The sequence below is a fragment of the Bosea sp. AS-1 genome, from assembly GCF_002220095.1.
GTDB lineage: Bacteria > Pseudomonadota > Alphaproteobacteria > Rhizobiales > Beijerinckiaceae > Allobosea.
The window spans coordinates 1,872,057-1,886,681 of the sequence record NZ_CP022372.1 but is presented as its reverse complement, the minus strand read 5'-3'; the positions used below and the strand labels follow the sequence as shown (position 1 = coordinate 1,886,681).

The 14,625-nt window shown below is 68.8% G+C and carries 15 protein-coding genes; 5 read left to right on the top strand and 10 right to left on the bottom strand.

The window, feature by feature from the left end; all coding sequences use genetic code 11:
• Positions 1-89: 89 nt before the first annotated feature.
• Positions 90-416, top strand: coding sequence for a hypothetical protein (locus CE453_RS10655; protein WP_089174567.1), 327 nt, complete (start codon positions 90-92; stop codon positions 414-416).
• A gap of 6 nt (positions 417-422) precedes the next feature.
• Here CE453_RS10655 and CE453_RS10650 read toward each other — a convergent pair whose 3' ends face one another.
• The gene (locus CE453_RS10650; RefSeq protein ID WP_089174566.1) at positions 423-1,430 is read right to left on the bottom strand and encodes an aldo/keto reductase; all 1,008 of its coding nucleotides are present in this window, start codon (positions 1,428-1,430) and stop codon (positions 423-425) included.
• Positions 1,431-1,581: 151 nt separating this feature from the next.
• On the opposite strand from CE453_RS10650, the gene fliK reads away from it, so the two are divergent.
• From fliK to CE453_RS10635, 3 genes are read left to right on the top strand one after another with little or no spacing between them, the layout of a single operon-like run.
• Positions 1,582-3,258, top strand: a complete 1,677-nt coding sequence (fliK, locus tag CE453_RS10645) for a flagellar hook-length control protein FliK (protein ID WP_089174565.1) — start codon at positions 1,582-1,584, stop codon at positions 3,256-3,258.
• Entirely contained in the window at positions 3,255-3,548 is a 294-nt protein-coding gene (locus CE453_RS10640) for an EscU/YscU/HrcU family type III secretion system export apparatus switch protein (protein WP_089174564.1), read from the top strand. Before fliK ends, CE453_RS10640 begins: the two co-directional genes overlap by 4 nt.
• A complete protein-coding gene (locus tag CE453_RS10635; RefSeq protein WP_089174563.1) occupies positions 3,545-4,708 on the top strand; it encodes a GNAT family N-acetyltransferase in 1,164 nt (387 codons plus the stop codon). The genes CE453_RS10640 and CE453_RS10635 overlap by 4 nt, the downstream gene beginning before the upstream one ends.
• Here the strand turns inward: CE453_RS10635 and CE453_RS10630 are convergent.
• Positions 4,626-5,639 carry a hypothetical protein gene (locus CE453_RS10630; protein WP_089174562.1) on the bottom strand — a complete coding sequence of 338 codons (1,014 nt, stop codon included), beginning with the start codon at positions 5,637-5,639 and terminating at the stop codon, positions 4,626-4,628. The two genes, CE453_RS10635 and CE453_RS10630, sit on opposite strands and share 83 nt — an antisense overlap.
• A gap of 96 nt (positions 5,640-5,735) precedes the next feature.
• On the opposite strand from CE453_RS10630, the gene mog reads away from it, so the two are divergent.
• On the top strand, positions 5,736-6,269 hold the full coding sequence (gene mog, locus CE453_RS10625) for a molybdopterin adenylyltransferase (protein ID WP_089174561.1): 534 nt from the start codon (positions 5,736-5,738) through the stop codon (positions 6,267-6,269).
• Positions 6,270-6,279: 10 nt separating this feature from the next.
• On the opposite strand, the gene CE453_RS10620 is transcribed toward mog, so the two are convergent.
• From CE453_RS10620 to CE453_RS10585, 8 genes are all read right to left on the bottom strand, one after another.
• Positions 6,280-6,843, bottom strand: coding sequence for a glutathione peroxidase (locus CE453_RS10620; protein WP_089174560.1), 564 nt, complete (start codon positions 6,841-6,843; stop codon positions 6,280-6,282).
• 107 nt (positions 6,844-6,950) lie between these two features.
• Entirely contained in the window at positions 6,951-7,337 is a 387-nt protein-coding gene (locus CE453_RS10615) for a response regulator (protein ID WP_089174559.1), read from the bottom strand.
• Between the two features lie 10 nt (positions 7,338-7,347).
• Positions 7,348-8,448: a chemotaxis-specific protein-glutamate methyltransferase CheB gene (cheB, locus tag CE453_RS10610; protein WP_089174558.1), complete on the bottom strand. Its 1,101-nt coding sequence runs from the start codon at positions 8,446-8,448 to the stop codon at positions 7,348-7,350.
• Positions 8,448-9,041 carry a hypothetical protein gene (locus tag CE453_RS10605; RefSeq protein ID WP_089174557.1) on the bottom strand — a complete coding sequence of 198 codons (594 nt, stop codon included), beginning with the start codon at positions 9,039-9,041 and terminating at the stop codon, positions 8,448-8,450. Before CE453_RS10605 ends, cheB begins: the two co-directional genes overlap by 1 nt.
• Positions 9,038-9,916, bottom strand: coding sequence for a CheR family methyltransferase (locus CE453_RS10600; protein ID WP_248308028.1), 879 nt, complete (start codon positions 9,914-9,916; stop codon positions 9,038-9,040). The genes CE453_RS10605 and CE453_RS10600 overlap by 4 nt, the downstream gene beginning before the upstream one ends.
• Positions 9,917-9,918: 2 nt before the next feature.
• Positions 9,919-11,730: a methyl-accepting chemotaxis protein gene (locus tag CE453_RS10595; protein WP_089174556.1), complete on the bottom strand. Its 1,812-nt coding sequence runs from the start codon at positions 11,728-11,730 to the stop codon at positions 9,919-9,921.
• A gap of 64 nt (positions 11,731-11,794) precedes the next feature.
• On the bottom strand, positions 11,795-12,307 hold the full coding sequence (locus tag CE453_RS10590) for a chemotaxis protein CheW (protein WP_089174555.1): 513 nt from the start codon (positions 12,305-12,307) through the stop codon (positions 11,795-11,797).
• A complete protein-coding gene (locus CE453_RS10585) occupies positions 12,304-14,619 on the bottom strand; it encodes a chemotaxis protein CheA (RefSeq protein ID WP_089174554.1) in 2,316 nt (771 codons plus the stop codon). Before CE453_RS10585 ends, CE453_RS10590 begins: the two co-directional genes overlap by 4 nt.
• Positions 14,620-14,625 lie beyond the last annotated feature (6 nt).

Genomic DNA, 14,625 nt, shown 5'->3' with positions numbered 1-14,625 from the left:
TTCGTTAACGCCTCGCTCAGGCTGATCCCCGGCTTTCCTTGCCGTAGCGGCAAGACGCGGCATCATGGCGGCTCCCGGAGATCCACCCGATGCGCCGCACCGCCGCCCTCGCCTGCCTCCTCGCCGCAGCCGCGCTCCTGCCTCTGCAGGCGGAAGCCGCACGCTTCCGCCTTGGCGGGCGCAGCAGCGCTCCCGCGGTCAAGACCAGCCGCGGCCTCGTCGTCATCCCGGGCGCAGCCGCGGCGAGCCGTTCTCAGGCGGTCAGCGCCGACGACAAGCCCGAGCGCGTGCCCTTCCCGCCATCCAGCGCCGATCCCGACAAGCCGGTGCTGCTGCGCCTGAGCACGAATGACGAAAACCAGCAGCCCTGGTGCCGCACGCAGGTCGTCGTCGGCGGCTTCTGCATGATGAACTGAGCGGCGTCAGACCCGGCTGACGCGCCCCTCCAGCGGATAGGCGGGGTCACTGTAGCCCGGCGTCGAAGGATGGCCGGCCGGCACGAGCGAATCCACCAGCGCCTCGTCCTCCTTCGTGAAATCGGCATCGAGCGCCGAGAGATAGGCCTGCCACTGCTCGAAGGTACGCGGCCCGGCGATGGCCGCCGTGACCAAGCCATTGTTCAGCACCCAGCGCACCGCGAACTGGATCGGCGTCAACCCGCGCTTCGCGGCATGTTCCTTGATCGTCTGCGCAATGACGAGGCTCTCCTCGCGCCATTCGGCCTGCATCATTCGCTTGTCACCGCGCCCGGCGCGCGTGCCCTCGGCCGGTGCCTGGCCAGGCGCGTATTTCGCCGTCAGCACGCCGCGCGCCAGCGGCGAATAGGAGGCGACGCCGAGCCCGAAATAACCGCAGGCCGGCAGATGTTCGACTTCGGGCATGCGGTTCATCGCGTTGTAGTAAGGCTGGCTGACGACCGGCCGGTCGATGCCGATCTCGTCGCAGAGCCGGCAGATCTCGGCCACGCGCCAGGAGCGGTGGTTCGAGACGCCGAAATGCCGGATCTTGCCCTGCCGAACGAGGTCGGCGATGGCGTTCACGGTCTCCTCCAGCGGCGTCTGGTGGTCTTCTTTGTGCAGGTAGTAGATGTCGACGACCTCCGTGCCGAGCCGGCGCAGGCTGTCCTCGCAGGCCTGCATCACCCACCGGCGCGAGAGCCCGCTGCGATTTGGGCCGGTGCCCATCGGATTGGCGACCTTCGTCGCCAGCACCCAATCCTGCCGATGCGCCGCGATCGCGCGCCCGGTGACCTCCTCCGAACGGCCTTCGTTGTAGACGTCGGCGGTATCGATGAAATTGATGCCGGCATCATGGGCGTGATCGATGATCCGGCGCGACTGCGCCTCGTCCGTGGCCCCGCCGAACATCATCGTGCCGAGGCAAAGCGGGGAGACGCGGAGGCCGGAACGGCCGAGGCGGCGATAGTCCATGGCAATCATCCTTGGGAAAGAGGCCACAAGCTTGCGTCAGCGGATCCCACCGCGCCAGCGCGGCCGACGCGCGACGGCCTTGCAAGCTCCGGGCAGCAACAAAATCCTTAATCTTTCCTGAGAGCTTAGGGCACCGATTCATGGTCGCCCGATGAACCTCGCCCAGCTCATACAGAGCCAGAACTTTGCCAGACTGCTGCAGGCGCTCGACGCCGGCAACGAGCTGACGGCCGGCAAGACGGTGCAGGCGCGCCTGCTCTCGCTGGATGCGGACGGCTTCGCCACCGCCGCGATCGGCGATGCCAGGATCACGCTCGTGCTCGCCGGTCCGCAGGCGAAGCAGGCGGCGCTGCAACCCGGCGCCACGCTGGTCCTGCACCTCGAAGCCCCGGAGCAGCCGGGCGGCGACCTGCGCGCGACCCTCGTCGACATCCGTCCGTCAACAGGCAACCCGCCACCGGCGGGCTCGTTGGCGCCGACGCAGCTTCCCGCCGCGACGGAGGCACCCGCTTCGACGCTGCCATCTTCCGGCGGGCCTGCCTCTCCCCTCCCGGCCCCGGGCGGTAGCGCCACCTCGACACCGCTTCCGAACGCACTGCCAGCCGGTCAGCCGCCCGCGCAGGCCAAGCCGTCCTCCCCCCCAGTGGCCGGCCCCCTGCTCGAGCCTGTCGCCCGGTCTGCTACGGAAATCGCCCCCGGCGGCCGCACCTCCCCGTTCACGGCCTCGCCGGCACCGGGCCAGAGTCCGCTCGAACACGCGGGGGCCGTTTCAAAACCCTCCAGCGGACCGACACCGACCCGGCCGGCGGCACCGGCCGAAGCCGGCCAGACAACCGTCCCGCCGCCGATCTCGCCGCGCGCCGCCATCGGTCCGACGCTGGGCGCTGCACTGATGCGGCAAGGCGGCCTCGCTCCGCTTTTCGCCAATCTGCGCGGCCTCGCCGATGGCACTGTCGCCCTCACCCTGCCGAGGCCGCTGCTCGGCGCCGTCGACCGGGTGCTGCAGCAAGCGTTCCCGGCCGAGCGCCAGATCATGACCGGCCCGCGGCTGCAGGATGCGCTGCAGGGCTCGGGACTGTTCATGGAAGCGCGCGCCGCCGCCGGCCAGAACCCAACACCACACAGCGATCTCAAGGCGGGTTTGCTGGCCCTGCGCGAAGCCCTCCTGCCGATCATCGACAGCCTGTCGCCTCAGCCGCCAACAGCCAGAGCGGACCGCTCTCCGGCTCTGCCCGAGCCGGCGTCGGACGGCGCCGGCTCCGTCGCTCCACCGCGGCGTGACGGCCCGCTTCCCCAGCAACCGGTCTCGGAGCCGACGCTGCATCCGGGCGAGAAGCCGCTTGCCATCGCCACCACGCTGCTCGCCCAGACCGATGCCGCGCTCGACCGGATCAAGCTGTCGCAATACGCCTCGCTACCGCTCGACGCTACGCGCCCGGATCCCGCTCAGCCTCAGCCACAGCGCTGGCTGGCGGAGATCCCGCTCGCCTTCCAGCACGGCACCGCAATCCTGCCGCTCCAGGTCGAGAAGGATCCGCCCCGGCGCGAGGCGCAAGGCGTTTCCCCGCCGCTCTGGCGCATCCGCTTCGCGCTCGATGTCGAGCCGATGGGGCCGCTGCAGGGCGTCGTGACCCTGCAGGGTCGCGAGGTTGGCGTCACGCTCTGGGCGGAGCGCGAGGAGACCAGCAAGCTGCTGCGCGGCGCCGCGCCCGGCCTCGAAACCGCGCTGCACGATGCCGATTTCGCCACGGGAGCCGTCGACATCCATACCGGCCAGCCCCGCGTGGCGCAGCCGACCGCCGGCCAGTTCCTGGACCGCCTGTCATGAGCGCGCCGAAGCCGCCCCGCATCGCCGTCGCGCTCGAATATGACGGGCAAGGCGCACCTCGCGTCACCGCCAAGGGCCGCGGCGAGCTGGCCGAGCGCATCGTCGAGACCGGCCGCGAGCACAATGTCACGGTCGAGCAGAATGCCGTGCTGGCGCAGGCGCTTTCGGCCGTCGAGCTCGACGACGAGATCCCGGAAGAGCTCTACCGCGCCACGGCACAGGTCATCGCCTTCGTGTTGTCGCTGCGCGGCGAGCTCGGCCGCCGCAACCGGGACGGCCTCAGGACGTGAGCGGCATCGTCGTCAGGCGCATCGGCCCGGCCGCCTATGAGGCGCTGGGGCCGGTCTTTGCGGAGCTCGCCCGGCATGCGCTCGAGCCCAATCCGCATATGGCGCCGGCTGCCGTCACCGCCGCCACCGATCTGGTGGAGGCGAGCGACATCGTCGTGCTCTGCGCCTGGTACAGCGAGGCGCTTGATTTCGAGCAGCTGGTCGGGGTTTGGGCGCTGCGGCACGAACGTGGCTGGCGCAGTGGATTCGCCCCCGTCCTGCTCGCGCCGGTCCTCCCGCTCTACGAGGTCTCCTCGCTGCCGGTGGTCGACCGCGACCATGCCGTCGAGGCTTCGCGTGCGCTGCTGCGCTATGTGCTGGCCTCGAGCGACCTGCCACACACGCTCGCCTTGCCGCTGCTGCCTCTGGACGGCCCAGGCTACGCGGCGCTGGTCGAAGCCTGTCGCAGTACCGGCAGCACGATCGCGATCGCGGAACGCTGGTCGCGGCCGGTGATGATTCCGCGCCCGGGCGACGATCCCGAGCGCTATCTGCGCCGCGCGCTCGGCTCCGCTTACAAGAAGCGGATGCAACAATTCCGCGCCGTCATCAAGAGCGGCGCCTTGACCTTCCGCCGCAGCCGCGGCCAAGCCGCGATCGACGCGCTCGACTCATTCCTGACGCTTGAGGCCGCCGGCTGGAAGGGCCAGGCTGGCACGGCTATTGCCTGCATCCCCGAGGACACCGCCTATTTCCGTCGCCTCGCGGCTCTGTTCGCCGCCGAGGATGGATTGCAGATCGACACCCTCCTGCTCGATGGGCAGGTACTGGCGATGGGGCTTCTGATCGAGAGCGCCGGGCGGCGGCACTTCCTCAAGATCGCCTATGACGAGACGCAAGCGCGCCATTCGCCTGGCCGCACGCTGACCGTCGCGATGCTGCGCGCCGACTTCGGCGGTACGCCACCCGAGTTCTTCGACAGCGGTGCCGGCGACGGCGTCGATGCCGGGACCTATGTCTGGGGCGAGCGGCGCGAGATGGGCAATGCCCTGATCGGCCTCGGCCGCCAGCGCATCGGGCTGCCGCGGATGGCGGCCCTCAGCCGGATGTGGCTGCGGCGCCTGCGTCGACGCCGGCAAGACCGATCCGCGACAGCACCCAGCGGCCGAGCACCGGCTTGAAGTGCATCGTATCGATCCAGTGGGGCGACGATCCCCGCTCCGGATCGAAATCGTCGAAGGGATGATCGGAGACGAGATCATGGAACCGCACGCCGCGGCGCATCGCCAGCGCGGCAATGTCGCGCTGCCAGGTTGCGAGTTCTTCTGCACGTCCGCCCGCCCGGACAAGCTCCCTCTGCGCACCGCTCATTGGAGAAAGGACCAGGATGACAGCACGTCCGCGCAACAGATCGAGCGCGCGGTCGAGATGGGCGAGATCTCCGGGTCGATAGACCATGGCGGCGATCTTCTGCTCCCGCGTGACCAGTCGTGTCAGCTCCGCATCGAAATCGGGCGTCGCCTTGTAGCCATCGCCATGCCAGAGGCCAGGCTCGGTCCGCTTGAGCTGGCCCCCGATCAGATGGTTCGGGGCCTCGGGATTGAGGATCGTTGCTACTGCCGCCTCGATCCGGCCCGACGCCTTCGCCAGCTGCGACTTGATGGCGGGCGGTGGCGGCAGAGCCGTGAACATGAAGTAGTCGAGTTCGATGACGACACGCTTCACGCTACCGATATCGACCGCGAGCGCGGCCAGCGTCGGCAGTTCGTTGGCCATCAGCGAAGAGAAGCCGGCGTTGTAGACGCGGCCCGCACTCGCCGCGACATCGCGCGGATCGAAACCGCGATAGACCACCGAAGAGCCGATCAGCAGTGTCTCTGGCTTCAGCCGCGCGATCTGCAGCGGCTTGACCAGCCGCATCTCGACGTCGAGCAGCCGGCTCGCACCGGCCCCGTTCCGCGTCCACGGCGGATTGTCGCGGAAGATCCAGTAGGGATCGCGCCAGACAGTGACGATCGCCAGCACGGCGACGAACAGCGCCACCGTGCCGATAAAGGCGGGCGCGAAGCCGCCGGCATGGGCCGGCCGGGCCGTGGGGAGTGCAATCCGCATGGTGCTGCGCTAGCAGATCGGCTCGGCACTGGCGAGCCTGCTTGACCGGCCTTTTCGCTTGCCCCTAACAGCAACGGACAAAGCGGAGGCAGCGGCATGAGCGAGACAGCACGGATCGGTATCGTTACGGTTTCCGACCGCGCCTCGGCAGGCGTCTATGCCGATGAGGGCGGGCCGGCGATCCGCGATTATTTTGCCAAGGTGCTGACTTCGCCCTGGGAGGCGGTCGCCCGCATCATTCCCGACGACCGCAAGCTGATCGCCGAGACGCTGATCGAGCTCGCCGATCGCGAGAACTGCTGCCTCATCGTCACCACCGGTGGCACCGGCCCGGCGCCGCGCGACGTCACTCCGGAAGCGACGGAAGACGTGATCGAGAAGCCGATGCCCGGTTTCGGCGAATTGATGCGGCAGGTCAGCCTCGCCAAGGTCCCGACGGCGATCCTCTCGCGCCAGACGGCGGGCATCCGTGGCAAGGCGCTGATCGTCAACCTTCCCGGCCGGCCCCGCGCCATCGCCGAATGCCTCGACGCGGTGATGCCGGCGATCCCCTACTGCATCGACCTGATCGAAGGTCCCCGGCTGGAAACCGATCCGGCCGTGATTGCAGCGTTCCGGCCGAAGACATAGTGCGGGATCGCTACCCCGCCTGCAGCTCCCGCCCGATCGCCTGCACGAGCTGCGGCGAGAGCGGATCGGTCCCGGCCGGATAGCCCCCGATCAACTCGCCGCCATGGCCGATCAGGTATTTGTGGAAGTTCCAGCGCGGGGTTTCCGCCGGCTTCTGTGCCGCGGCCCAGCGATAGAACGGATGCGCCTGCGGCCCCTTCACCACCGTCTTCTCGACGAAGGTGTAGGTGGCGCCGTAACTGTCATGCGCGGCCTCGGCGATGGCGGCACCTTCCAGCGGCTCCTGCCCGCCGAAATCATTGCTCGGCACGGCGACGAGCATCAATCCGCGCGACTCGTAGCGCTGCCAGAGCTGCTCCAGCGTCGCCATCTGCCCGGCATAGCCGCAGCGCGTCGCCGTATTGACGACGAGGATCGGCCGGCCGCGATAGTCGGAGAAGGCGAGCTTGCCGCCGCCCGGCCGGTCGAAGCCGAAGCCATAGGCATCCACGGTCTGAGCCAATGCGTTCTCAACCGTACCGCCCGCGAAGGCACCGGCAGCGACGAGGCTCACGACATCCCGGCGCGACAACATGGCTCCCTCCCGCGGGTTCTGCAGTACCGCGCATCCTGCCCGAAAGCGAAAAGCCCCGCAGCCTGAAAGCTGCGGGGCTCGCATTCACGATGACGAGACCGGTGGCCTCAGCAGGCGAGGACCTTCTTCACCCGCACCTCGAGGTCGCGCAGCTCGTAGGGCTTCACGACGTAATGATCGGCGCCGTTACTGGTCGCCTCGTCCATCTTGTCGACCGAGCGCTCCGAGGTCGCCATGATGATCTTGATCTGGTTGAGCTCGGGCACCGAGCGGATGGCGCGCAGCAGGTCGATGCCGCTCATGCCCTCCATGTTCCAGTCGAGCAGAAGCAGGTCGTAGCGCTTCTGCTGCATCTTCATCAGCGCCTCGCGCGCGTTTTCCGCTTCGTCGATATCCTGAAATTCGATCTGCTTCAGGAAATAGGTCGCCAGGCCGCGCATGCTCTTCTGGTCGTCGACCACCAGGATGCGGAACTCGCTTCTGGCCTTTGACATCTGATTCTCCTTACGCGGTCCGCAGGCCCGGCCGCTCGCCGATCAGCTGGCCGACCGCCGCGCCGATCTGGCCGAGCGGAACCACCCTGTCGGCGGCTCCGAGCTCGAAGGCCGCTTTCGGCATCCCGTTTACCACGCAGGTCTCCCCGCTTTGGATTAACGTTTCGGCCCCGGCTTTGCGCATGGCTAACAAACCGTCAGCGCCATCGCGCCCCATGCCGGTGAGCAGAATGCCGATGGCGTGCGCTCCCGCGCTGCGCGCCACCGAATGAAACATCACATCGACCGAAGGCGAGTGCCCGCTGACCAGCGGCCCCTCTTTCAGGATGCAGACCAGCTCCCCGCGCCGCTCCTCGATCTCGAGATGGCGCGGTCCGCCCGGCGCCACCACGGCCATGCCGGGCCGCAGGCGCTCGCCATCCATCGCCTCGTGCACGTCCAGCCCTGTCGCGGTCGCCAGCCGGGTCGCGAATTTGGCGGTATAGCCCGGCGGCATATGCTGCACGACCACGACCGGAAGCCGGAGATGGGCGAGATCGCGCATCACGGTCTGGACGGCCGGCACACCGCCGGTGGAGGCGCCGATCGCGATCAGCGAGGTCTTGCCAGCGCGCGCCGGCTCCCGCGGTGGCGCGGCTGGGCGCGCCGGCGCTGCTGCCTGCGCCATCTGCCGGGCGGCGGCGATCATCTTGCGGCTGGCCGCGGCACGCTGCAGAGCCGCGACGAGATGCTTCATGAAGCCTTCGAGCGTGTGGGTCGTGCCGTCCGGCTTCTCGATGAAGTCGATGGCGCCGAGTTCCAGTGCCTGGATCGTGTTGTCGGCACCGGGCCCGCCAAAGGCCGAGACGATCAGCACCGGCAGCGGGTCCTGCTTCAGCACGCGCGCCAGCAGCTTGAGGCCATGGCGCCCCGGCAGCTCAAGATCGAGCGTGACGACATCGGGCCGCAATTCCTGGATCGCATCCCAGCCCTCCTCAGCGCTGCCGGCGACGCCGATCACCTCGAAGCCCGGCGCGCCGTTGATGATCTGCGTCATCAGCTTCTGCATCAGCACGGAATCGTCGACGACCAGGACCTTGACCGGGGCACCGGCGGGCGTTGCGACGCTCATCACCACACCTCCACCTCGCCGGCCACAGGCTGGCTCTTGAGCCGATTGAGATAGGCGAGCTCCTGCTCGTGGCCGCTATCGCGCGCCGTCGGCTGGACATGCTGGACCCAGGCCCTGCCCGTCGCGGGCTGGTAATGGATGCGCCGCGAGCGCGTGCCGCCGACGTCGCGCGAGACGACAGGAATGCCCTCGACCTTCAGGAACTCGTTGACGAAGGCGATATTGTTGTCGCCGATCGCCAGCATCGTCGCACCCGAGAGCACGCGCGCCCCGCCGAAAACCTTGGCCTCCAGGTTCTGGCGCCGGGCGCCGCGCTTGATGAGGCCGTTGATCAGCACCTCCATCGCCGTGTCGCCATAGCGTTCGCCGGCGCTGGCATCGGCACTGCCGTTGTTCTTCGGCAGCAGGAAATGATTGAGCCCGCCGACACCGGCGGTGGGATCACGCATGCAGACCGAGACGCAGGAGCCGAGCACGGTCGCGACGATCTCGTCCTTGGCCGAGGTGATCTCGTGCTCGCCCGGCGCGACGGTGATGATCGTCGCCGCGAAGCGCGGATCGAAATAGCGACGGGAGGACCGGGAGACGCTCATGCTGTCCTCTCGTAGATGGTGCGGCCGATCAGGCGCAGCTTCGGATGCGGCTGCGGCAGCGATTCCGAATGGCCGAGATAGAGGAAGCCGCCGGGCGCCAGCAGCGTCACGAAACGGTCGAGGATCGAGGCCTTGGTCTGCGTGTCGAAATAGATGAAGACGTTGCGGCAGAAGACGACGTCGAACGGCCCCTTCATCGGCCATGCCTGGATCAGGTTGAGCTGCTTGAAGGCGATCAGCCGGCGCAGCTCCTCGGCGACGCGCGCCTCGCCCCGCTCGGGCGCGGGCTCCAGTCGCATCAGCGGCTTCACATCGGCCGGCAGCCGCTCGAACAGCTCCGCCGGATAGATGCCGGCCTCGGCCCGCGCCAGGATGTCGGTGTCGATATCCGTCGCCAGGATCCTGAAGTCGAGATCGCTGCGCGAGCCGATCACCTCGCGGCAGGAGGCGGCGATCGAATAGGCCTCCTCGCCGGAGGAGCAGGCCGAGGACCAGATCCGGATGCGCCCGCGCCGGCCCGCACGCTCCTGGACAAGGCGCGGCATCACATCCCGGCGCAGATGGTCGAAATGGTGGCGCTCGCGGAAGAAGGCGGTGTGGTTCGTCGTCACCGCATTGATCAGCTCGGGCAGCTCGCCCGCTGCCTGCGGCGTCTTCAGGAAGGCGCAGTATTCCGCGACCGAGCCCATGCCGAGCGCCTTGACGCGCCGTGCCAGGCGCCCGCGCGTCATCGCCTCCTTATGCTCGCGGATGACGATGCCGGCCTGCTCATAGACCAACGCGGCGATGAACTTCATGTCGTCGCGCGTCAGCGTCACGTCGGTGCCGATCACCGGCGCAGGCGGCATGGCTGGAAAGAGGTTGGACCGGGACATGGTTAGGCTCCCGCCCGCCGGCCAAGCGACGGCCCGGCGGAGACCGGCCGCCGCGCGGCGGCCGAGGCCGGCACGAATTCGGAGGCCGGCGCACGGCGCACGGGCTGCGCCTGCACAGGCGACATCGCTCCGGTCCGGAGGCCGGCGACGAGATCGCCCAACGCCGCGACCTGCCCGACGAGTTCGCCGGCAGCCGCGGCCGAGCGCTGCGCCAGGGCGCCGTACTGGCGGATACCGCCATCGATCTGGCCGACGCTCCGGCTCATCGCCTCGACGCCCTTGGTCTGCTCGGCGGCTTCGGTCGCGATGCCAGCGACCGTCGCTGAGACCTTTCCGGCCGCTGCGACGATGCGCCCGAGCGCCTCGCCCGTGCCGCGCACGCAACGGACGCCTTCCGCCACCTGCCCGTTGGACGTCGCGATCAAGCCCTTGATATCCTTGGCTGCCTGGGCCGAGCGCTGTGCCAGCGCCCGGACTTCCGATGCGACGACGGCAAAGCCCTTGCCGGCATCCCCGGCGCGCGCCGCCTCTACTGCGGCGTTGAGCGCCAGGAGATTGGTCTGGAAGGCGATCTCGTCGATGACGCCGACGATATCGGCGATCCGCGTCGAGGACGTCTCGATCCGCTCGATCGCGCCGACCGCCTGGCCGACCACGATCTGCCCGTCCTGCGCCACGCCCATCGTCTCGCCCGCGAGATCGGTGGCTTCGCGCGAGCGGACCGTGCTCTGGCGGGCGGAGGCCGCGATCTGGTCGGCCGCGGCGGAGGCCTCGCCAAGATCGCTCGCGGAGCGCTCGGTGCGCGCCGCGAGGTCCCCCGTCGCCGCGGCGATCTCCTCGGCGACCCGCCCGGCCTGCCCGGCCGTCGACTGGATCGTGCGCACCGTCTCGCCGAGCCAGTCCAGCGCATCGTTGAAATCGTGCTGCAGCGCCGCGAGGCGACCGCGGTAACGTCCGGTCATGCGCCGCGACAGGTCGCCCTGCGCCAGAGCGCCGACCACTTCGGCGACATCCTCGAAGGTCTCTTCAGCCACGGCGCCGACACTGTTCATCCCCGCGACGACCTCGGCCAACGCACCAGATTTCGCATCGATGGCGATTCGATGGGAGAAGTCGCCTTCCAGCGCGGCGGCAACGGCATCCTTCACCGCTGCGGTCGTGGCGAAGGCCTCGCTCAGCTCCTGCCATTCCACGGCCGTGCCGGCCTCGGTGGTGCCCGATGCGGCAACAGGCGTCAGCGTGAACCGGATGCTGCGCCGCCCCAGCGCCATCTCGACCGGCAGGCCGGAGGCGCCATAGCCCTGCTCGCCCTGCACGCGCTCCATCACGCGACTGAGCATGTCCTTGGCCGAGCAGCCGGGAAAGGCGACGCGGAAATCCTCCTGCGCCTCGCAGAAGAAGCGCAGCAGCGCCTTGTTGACATAGACGACGCGGCCATCACCGTCGCAGATCATCAGCTTGGACCCGGCGTGGTCGAGAGCCGTGCGGATGCGGCCGGCCTCCAGCATGCCGTCGTGAACGCCATCGAGCGCATCAGCGAGGCTGATCTCCCGGGCAGCACGCGCCGGTGCCGTTTCCCCGCGCCCGGCGAGCAGCCGCGACAGAGCTTCGCGAACCGGCCCGAGCGAACGGGTCGCGCCCCACGAGGCAAGGCCGGCGAGCAGTGCGACGGCGGAGACGGCGCCGATGGCGGCGACCGGCAAGCCGGACGAGGCCGCCGCATAGCCGCAGCCTCCGGCCAGCAGCGCCGAGCCGGCGGCGGTCAGCGGCTGGCTGATCGTCAGATGCGAGAGAGGGCCGAGGGCGTTGCCCATGCAGTCAGGTCGTTTCTTGGTCTGGCCCGCTCTCTCACGCTACGCCGGGCTGGTCGCTGGATTGTCAGGCGGCGCGGTTGGCCTTGGTCTGGGCCTCGGCCCCGCCGTCGCGGATCACTGCGGCGAGATCGAGCAGCGCGACGATATCGGTATCGAGCAGGACGAGCCCCTCGATCAGCCCATGCTCGTCACGCTCCAGGTCTGGAGCAGGGCGAACCGCGGAAACCGGCACATCCACGATGTCCGAAACCGAGTCGACCAGCAGGCCCGCCGTCTTGTCCTCGACATCGACGACGACGATGACATGGGTCGCGGTGGCGTCGGTGACGCCCATGCCGATCGCCGTGCGCAGATCGTAGACCGCGAGGATGACACCGCGCAGGTTGAGCACGCCGCGCACATGTGGGGCTGCATGCGGCAGCGGCGTCGTCGCCTGCCAGCCCTTGATCTCGCGGACCATGCCGACATCGATGCCGAAAGTGCGGTCGCCGACCTTGAAGGTGACGATCCGACGCGCCGCCGCTTCCGGCTGCGCCGAAGAGAAGTGCTTTTCGCCGAGTTGGAGGCTCATGGTCATCCAGCCATCTTGAGGTCAGATTGAGGGGTCCGGTCGCCAGAAGCGGCGAGCCGCAGCATGGAATCGATATCGAGGATCAGGGCGACGAGGCCGTCGCCGAGGATGGTCGCCGCCGAAGCGCCGTTGACCGTGCCGTAATTCGCCTCGAGGCTCTTCACGACCACCTGCTGCTGGCCGACGATCTCGTCAACCGCGATGCCGACATTGTTGCCGCGCTCGGTCTCCGCGATGATGACGATGTTCTCGTTGGTGGTACCCATCGAGCCCATCACGTCGCCGAGGCGATAGAGCGGCGTCACCTCGCCGCGCCAGCGCAGCACCTCCTGGCCGAAAGGCAGCCGCTCGATCGGCGTCGAGGCCAGATGCTGCGTCTCGATCACCGAGGCGATCGGGATGACGTAGCGGTCGTCGCCGCAGCGGATCACCATGCCTTCGAGCACCGCGAGCGTCAGCGGCAGGGCGAGCGTGAACTTGCAGCCCCGTCCCGGCTCGGAATCGACGCTGATGCGCCCACCGAGCGACTCGACGTTGCGGCGCACCACATCCATGCCGACGCCGCGACCCGAGATGTCGCTGACCGCTTCCGCCGTCGACAGGCCGGCCGCGAAGATGAGCTGGTCGATCTCCTCCGGCTGCAGGCGCTCATCGGCGCCGACGAGACCGCGCGAACGGGCCTTGGCCAGCAGCCGTTCGCGGTTGATGCCACGTCCATCATCGGTGACGGAGATGACGATGCGGCCGGCGCGATGCTCGGCGATCAGTCTGATCGTGCCCTCGCGCGGCTTGCCCGCCTCGGCGCGCTCGTCCGGCGTCTCCAGCCCGTGATCCATCGAATTGCGGATCATGTGGGTCAGCGGATCGGCGAGCTCCTCGATGATGGTCTTGTCCACCTCGGTGTTCTCGCCTTCGAGCACGAGGCGCACTTCCTTGCCGAGCGTCTGGGCGAGCTCGCGCACCAGGCGCGGCATGCGCTGGAACACAGCCTTCACCGGCTGCGCGCGCACCGCCATGACATGGTCCTGCAATTCACGCGTCTGGCGCGAGAGGGTCAGCATGCCCTCGGCCGTCTTGGCGTGGACGTCATAAGGCAGCGAGCGGACGCATTCGACCAGCATCGACTGGGTGATGACGATCTCGCCGACAAGGTTCATCAGCTTGTCGATACGGTCGAGATCGACACGGACGCTGACGGCCTGGCGCTGGCGCGCGGCCGCCGGGTCGTTGGCCGGCGCGCGCGGCGGGGTGCGCAGGACGGGCGCAGCCTCCGCGACCGGCGCGGGAGCAACCACCGGGACGGCGACCGGCTCGGGCTGGATATCGGGCTGTGCCTGCGCCTCGGGCGCGGGACCGAGCTTGGCCAGGATGGCGGAGAGGTCCGCGGCAACGGAGCTGGGAACCTCGGGCTCAGGGCTCGGAGCGGCGGGAGCCTCCTCGGGAACCGACGGCTCCTCGGACACCGCGATCTCGAACTCCTCGTTGGCGAGGCTGAAGTCGAAGCGGCCGTGCAGCTCCTCGATCGACAATTCGGTGCGCAATTCGACATCGAAGCGCATCCAGCAATCGGTGACGTCGAGGCTTTCCAGGGCCGGAACCTGGCTCAAGTCGCAGCGGATCGCGACGATGTCGTCGGCCGGCAGGGAACCGAGCACGACACGCGGCTCGATGACGCGGCGGAAGAGATCGGCCTCCGGCGCAATGCGCAGCCGCACGTCGCGGCCTGGTTTGGCTACAGCCGGCTCCGGAGCGAGAGCTGCAGGCTCGTCATCATCCCAGCCGTCATCGGCCTTGGGCGACACCACACCGGTCTTGGCCTCGACCATGGCGAGCAGATTGCCGAGTGCAGCGATACCGGGAGGCGCATCCGTCTCGGCAGAGGAAGCTGCGGCGGGCGCAGGCTCGGGCGCAACGGCAGCAACCGGGGCCTGAACCTGCGGCTCCTGACCGACCTGCTCCAGCGCGGCGAGAAGATCGGGCCGCTCGACCGCCGGCTCGTCGTTGCGCGCGGCAGCGACCAGGTCGGCGACAGCGTCGGAGCAGCGGAGGAACAGCGTGAAGGGCGCATCCTCGATCGCGACGCGGCCGGACCGCAGATGGTCGAGCGAAGCCTCGAACACGTGGGCGAAGGCGACGAGCTCGGTGCAGCCGAAGGCCCCCGCCCCTCCCTTGATCGAATGGATGGCGCGGAAGGCCGCGTTGACATCCTCGGAATCGTTCGAACCCTCGTCGAGCGCCTGGAGCTTCTGCTCCAGCGCCCCAAGGAGTTCATCGCATTCCTGGAAAAAGGTCTGCTTGAGTTCTGCCAACGGATCCATCGGCCG

Bases quoted from the DNA above. Each gene is read 5' to 3' on its own strand.
- CE453_RS10590 (WP_089174555.1), bottom strand. From the start codon at position 12,307: ATGACCATGAGCCTCCAACTCGGCGAAAAGCACTTCTCTTCGGCGCAG.
- CE453_RS10595 (WP_089174556.1), bottom strand. From the start codon at position 11,730: ATGGGCAACGCCCTCGGCCCTCTCTCGCATCTGACGATCAGCCAGCCG.
- CE453_RS10605 (WP_089174557.1), bottom strand. From the start codon at position 9,041: ATGAGCGTCTCCCGGTCCTCCCGTCGCTATTTCGATCCGCGCTTCGCG.
- CE453_RS10620 (WP_089174560.1), bottom strand. From the start codon at position 6,843: ATGTTGTCGCGCCGGGATGTCGTGAGCCTCGTCGCTGCCGGTGCCTTC.
- CE453_RS10585 (WP_089174554.1), bottom strand. From the start codon at position 14,619: ATGGATCCGTTGGCAGAACTCAAGCAGACCTTTTTCCAGGAATGCGAT.
- CE453_RS10650 (WP_089174566.1), bottom strand. From the start codon at position 1,430: ATGGACTATCGCCGCCTCGGCCGTTCCGGCCTCCGCGTCTCCCCGCTT.
- cheB (WP_089174558.1), bottom strand. From the start codon at position 8,448: ATGAGCGTCGCAACGCCCGCCGGTGCCCCGGTCAAGGTCCTGGTCGTC.
- mog (WP_089174561.1), top strand. From the start codon at position 5,736: ATGAGCGAGACAGCACGGATCGGTATCGTTACGGTTTCCGACCGCGCC.
- fliK (WP_089174565.1), top strand. From the start codon at position 1,582: ATGAACCTCGCCCAGCTCATACAGAGCCAGAACTTTGCCAGACTGCTG.
- CE453_RS10630 (WP_089174562.1), bottom strand. From the start codon at position 5,639: ATGCGGATTGCACTCCCCACGGCCCGGCCGGCCCATGCCGGCGGCTTC.
- CE453_RS10615 (WP_089174559.1), bottom strand. From the start codon at position 7,337: ATGTCAAAGGCCAGAAGCGAGTTCCGCATCCTGGTGGTCGACGACCAG.
- CE453_RS10640 (WP_089174564.1), top strand. From the start codon at position 3,255: ATGAGCGCGCCGAAGCCGCCCCGCATCGCCGTCGCGCTCGAATATGAC.
- CE453_RS10600 (WP_248308028.1), bottom strand. From the start codon at position 9,916: ATGTCCCGGTCCAACCTCTTTCCAGCCATGCCGCCTGCGCCGGTGATC.
- CE453_RS10655 (WP_089174567.1), top strand. From the start codon at position 90: ATGCGCCGCACCGCCGCCCTCGCCTGCCTCCTCGCCGCAGCCGCGCTC.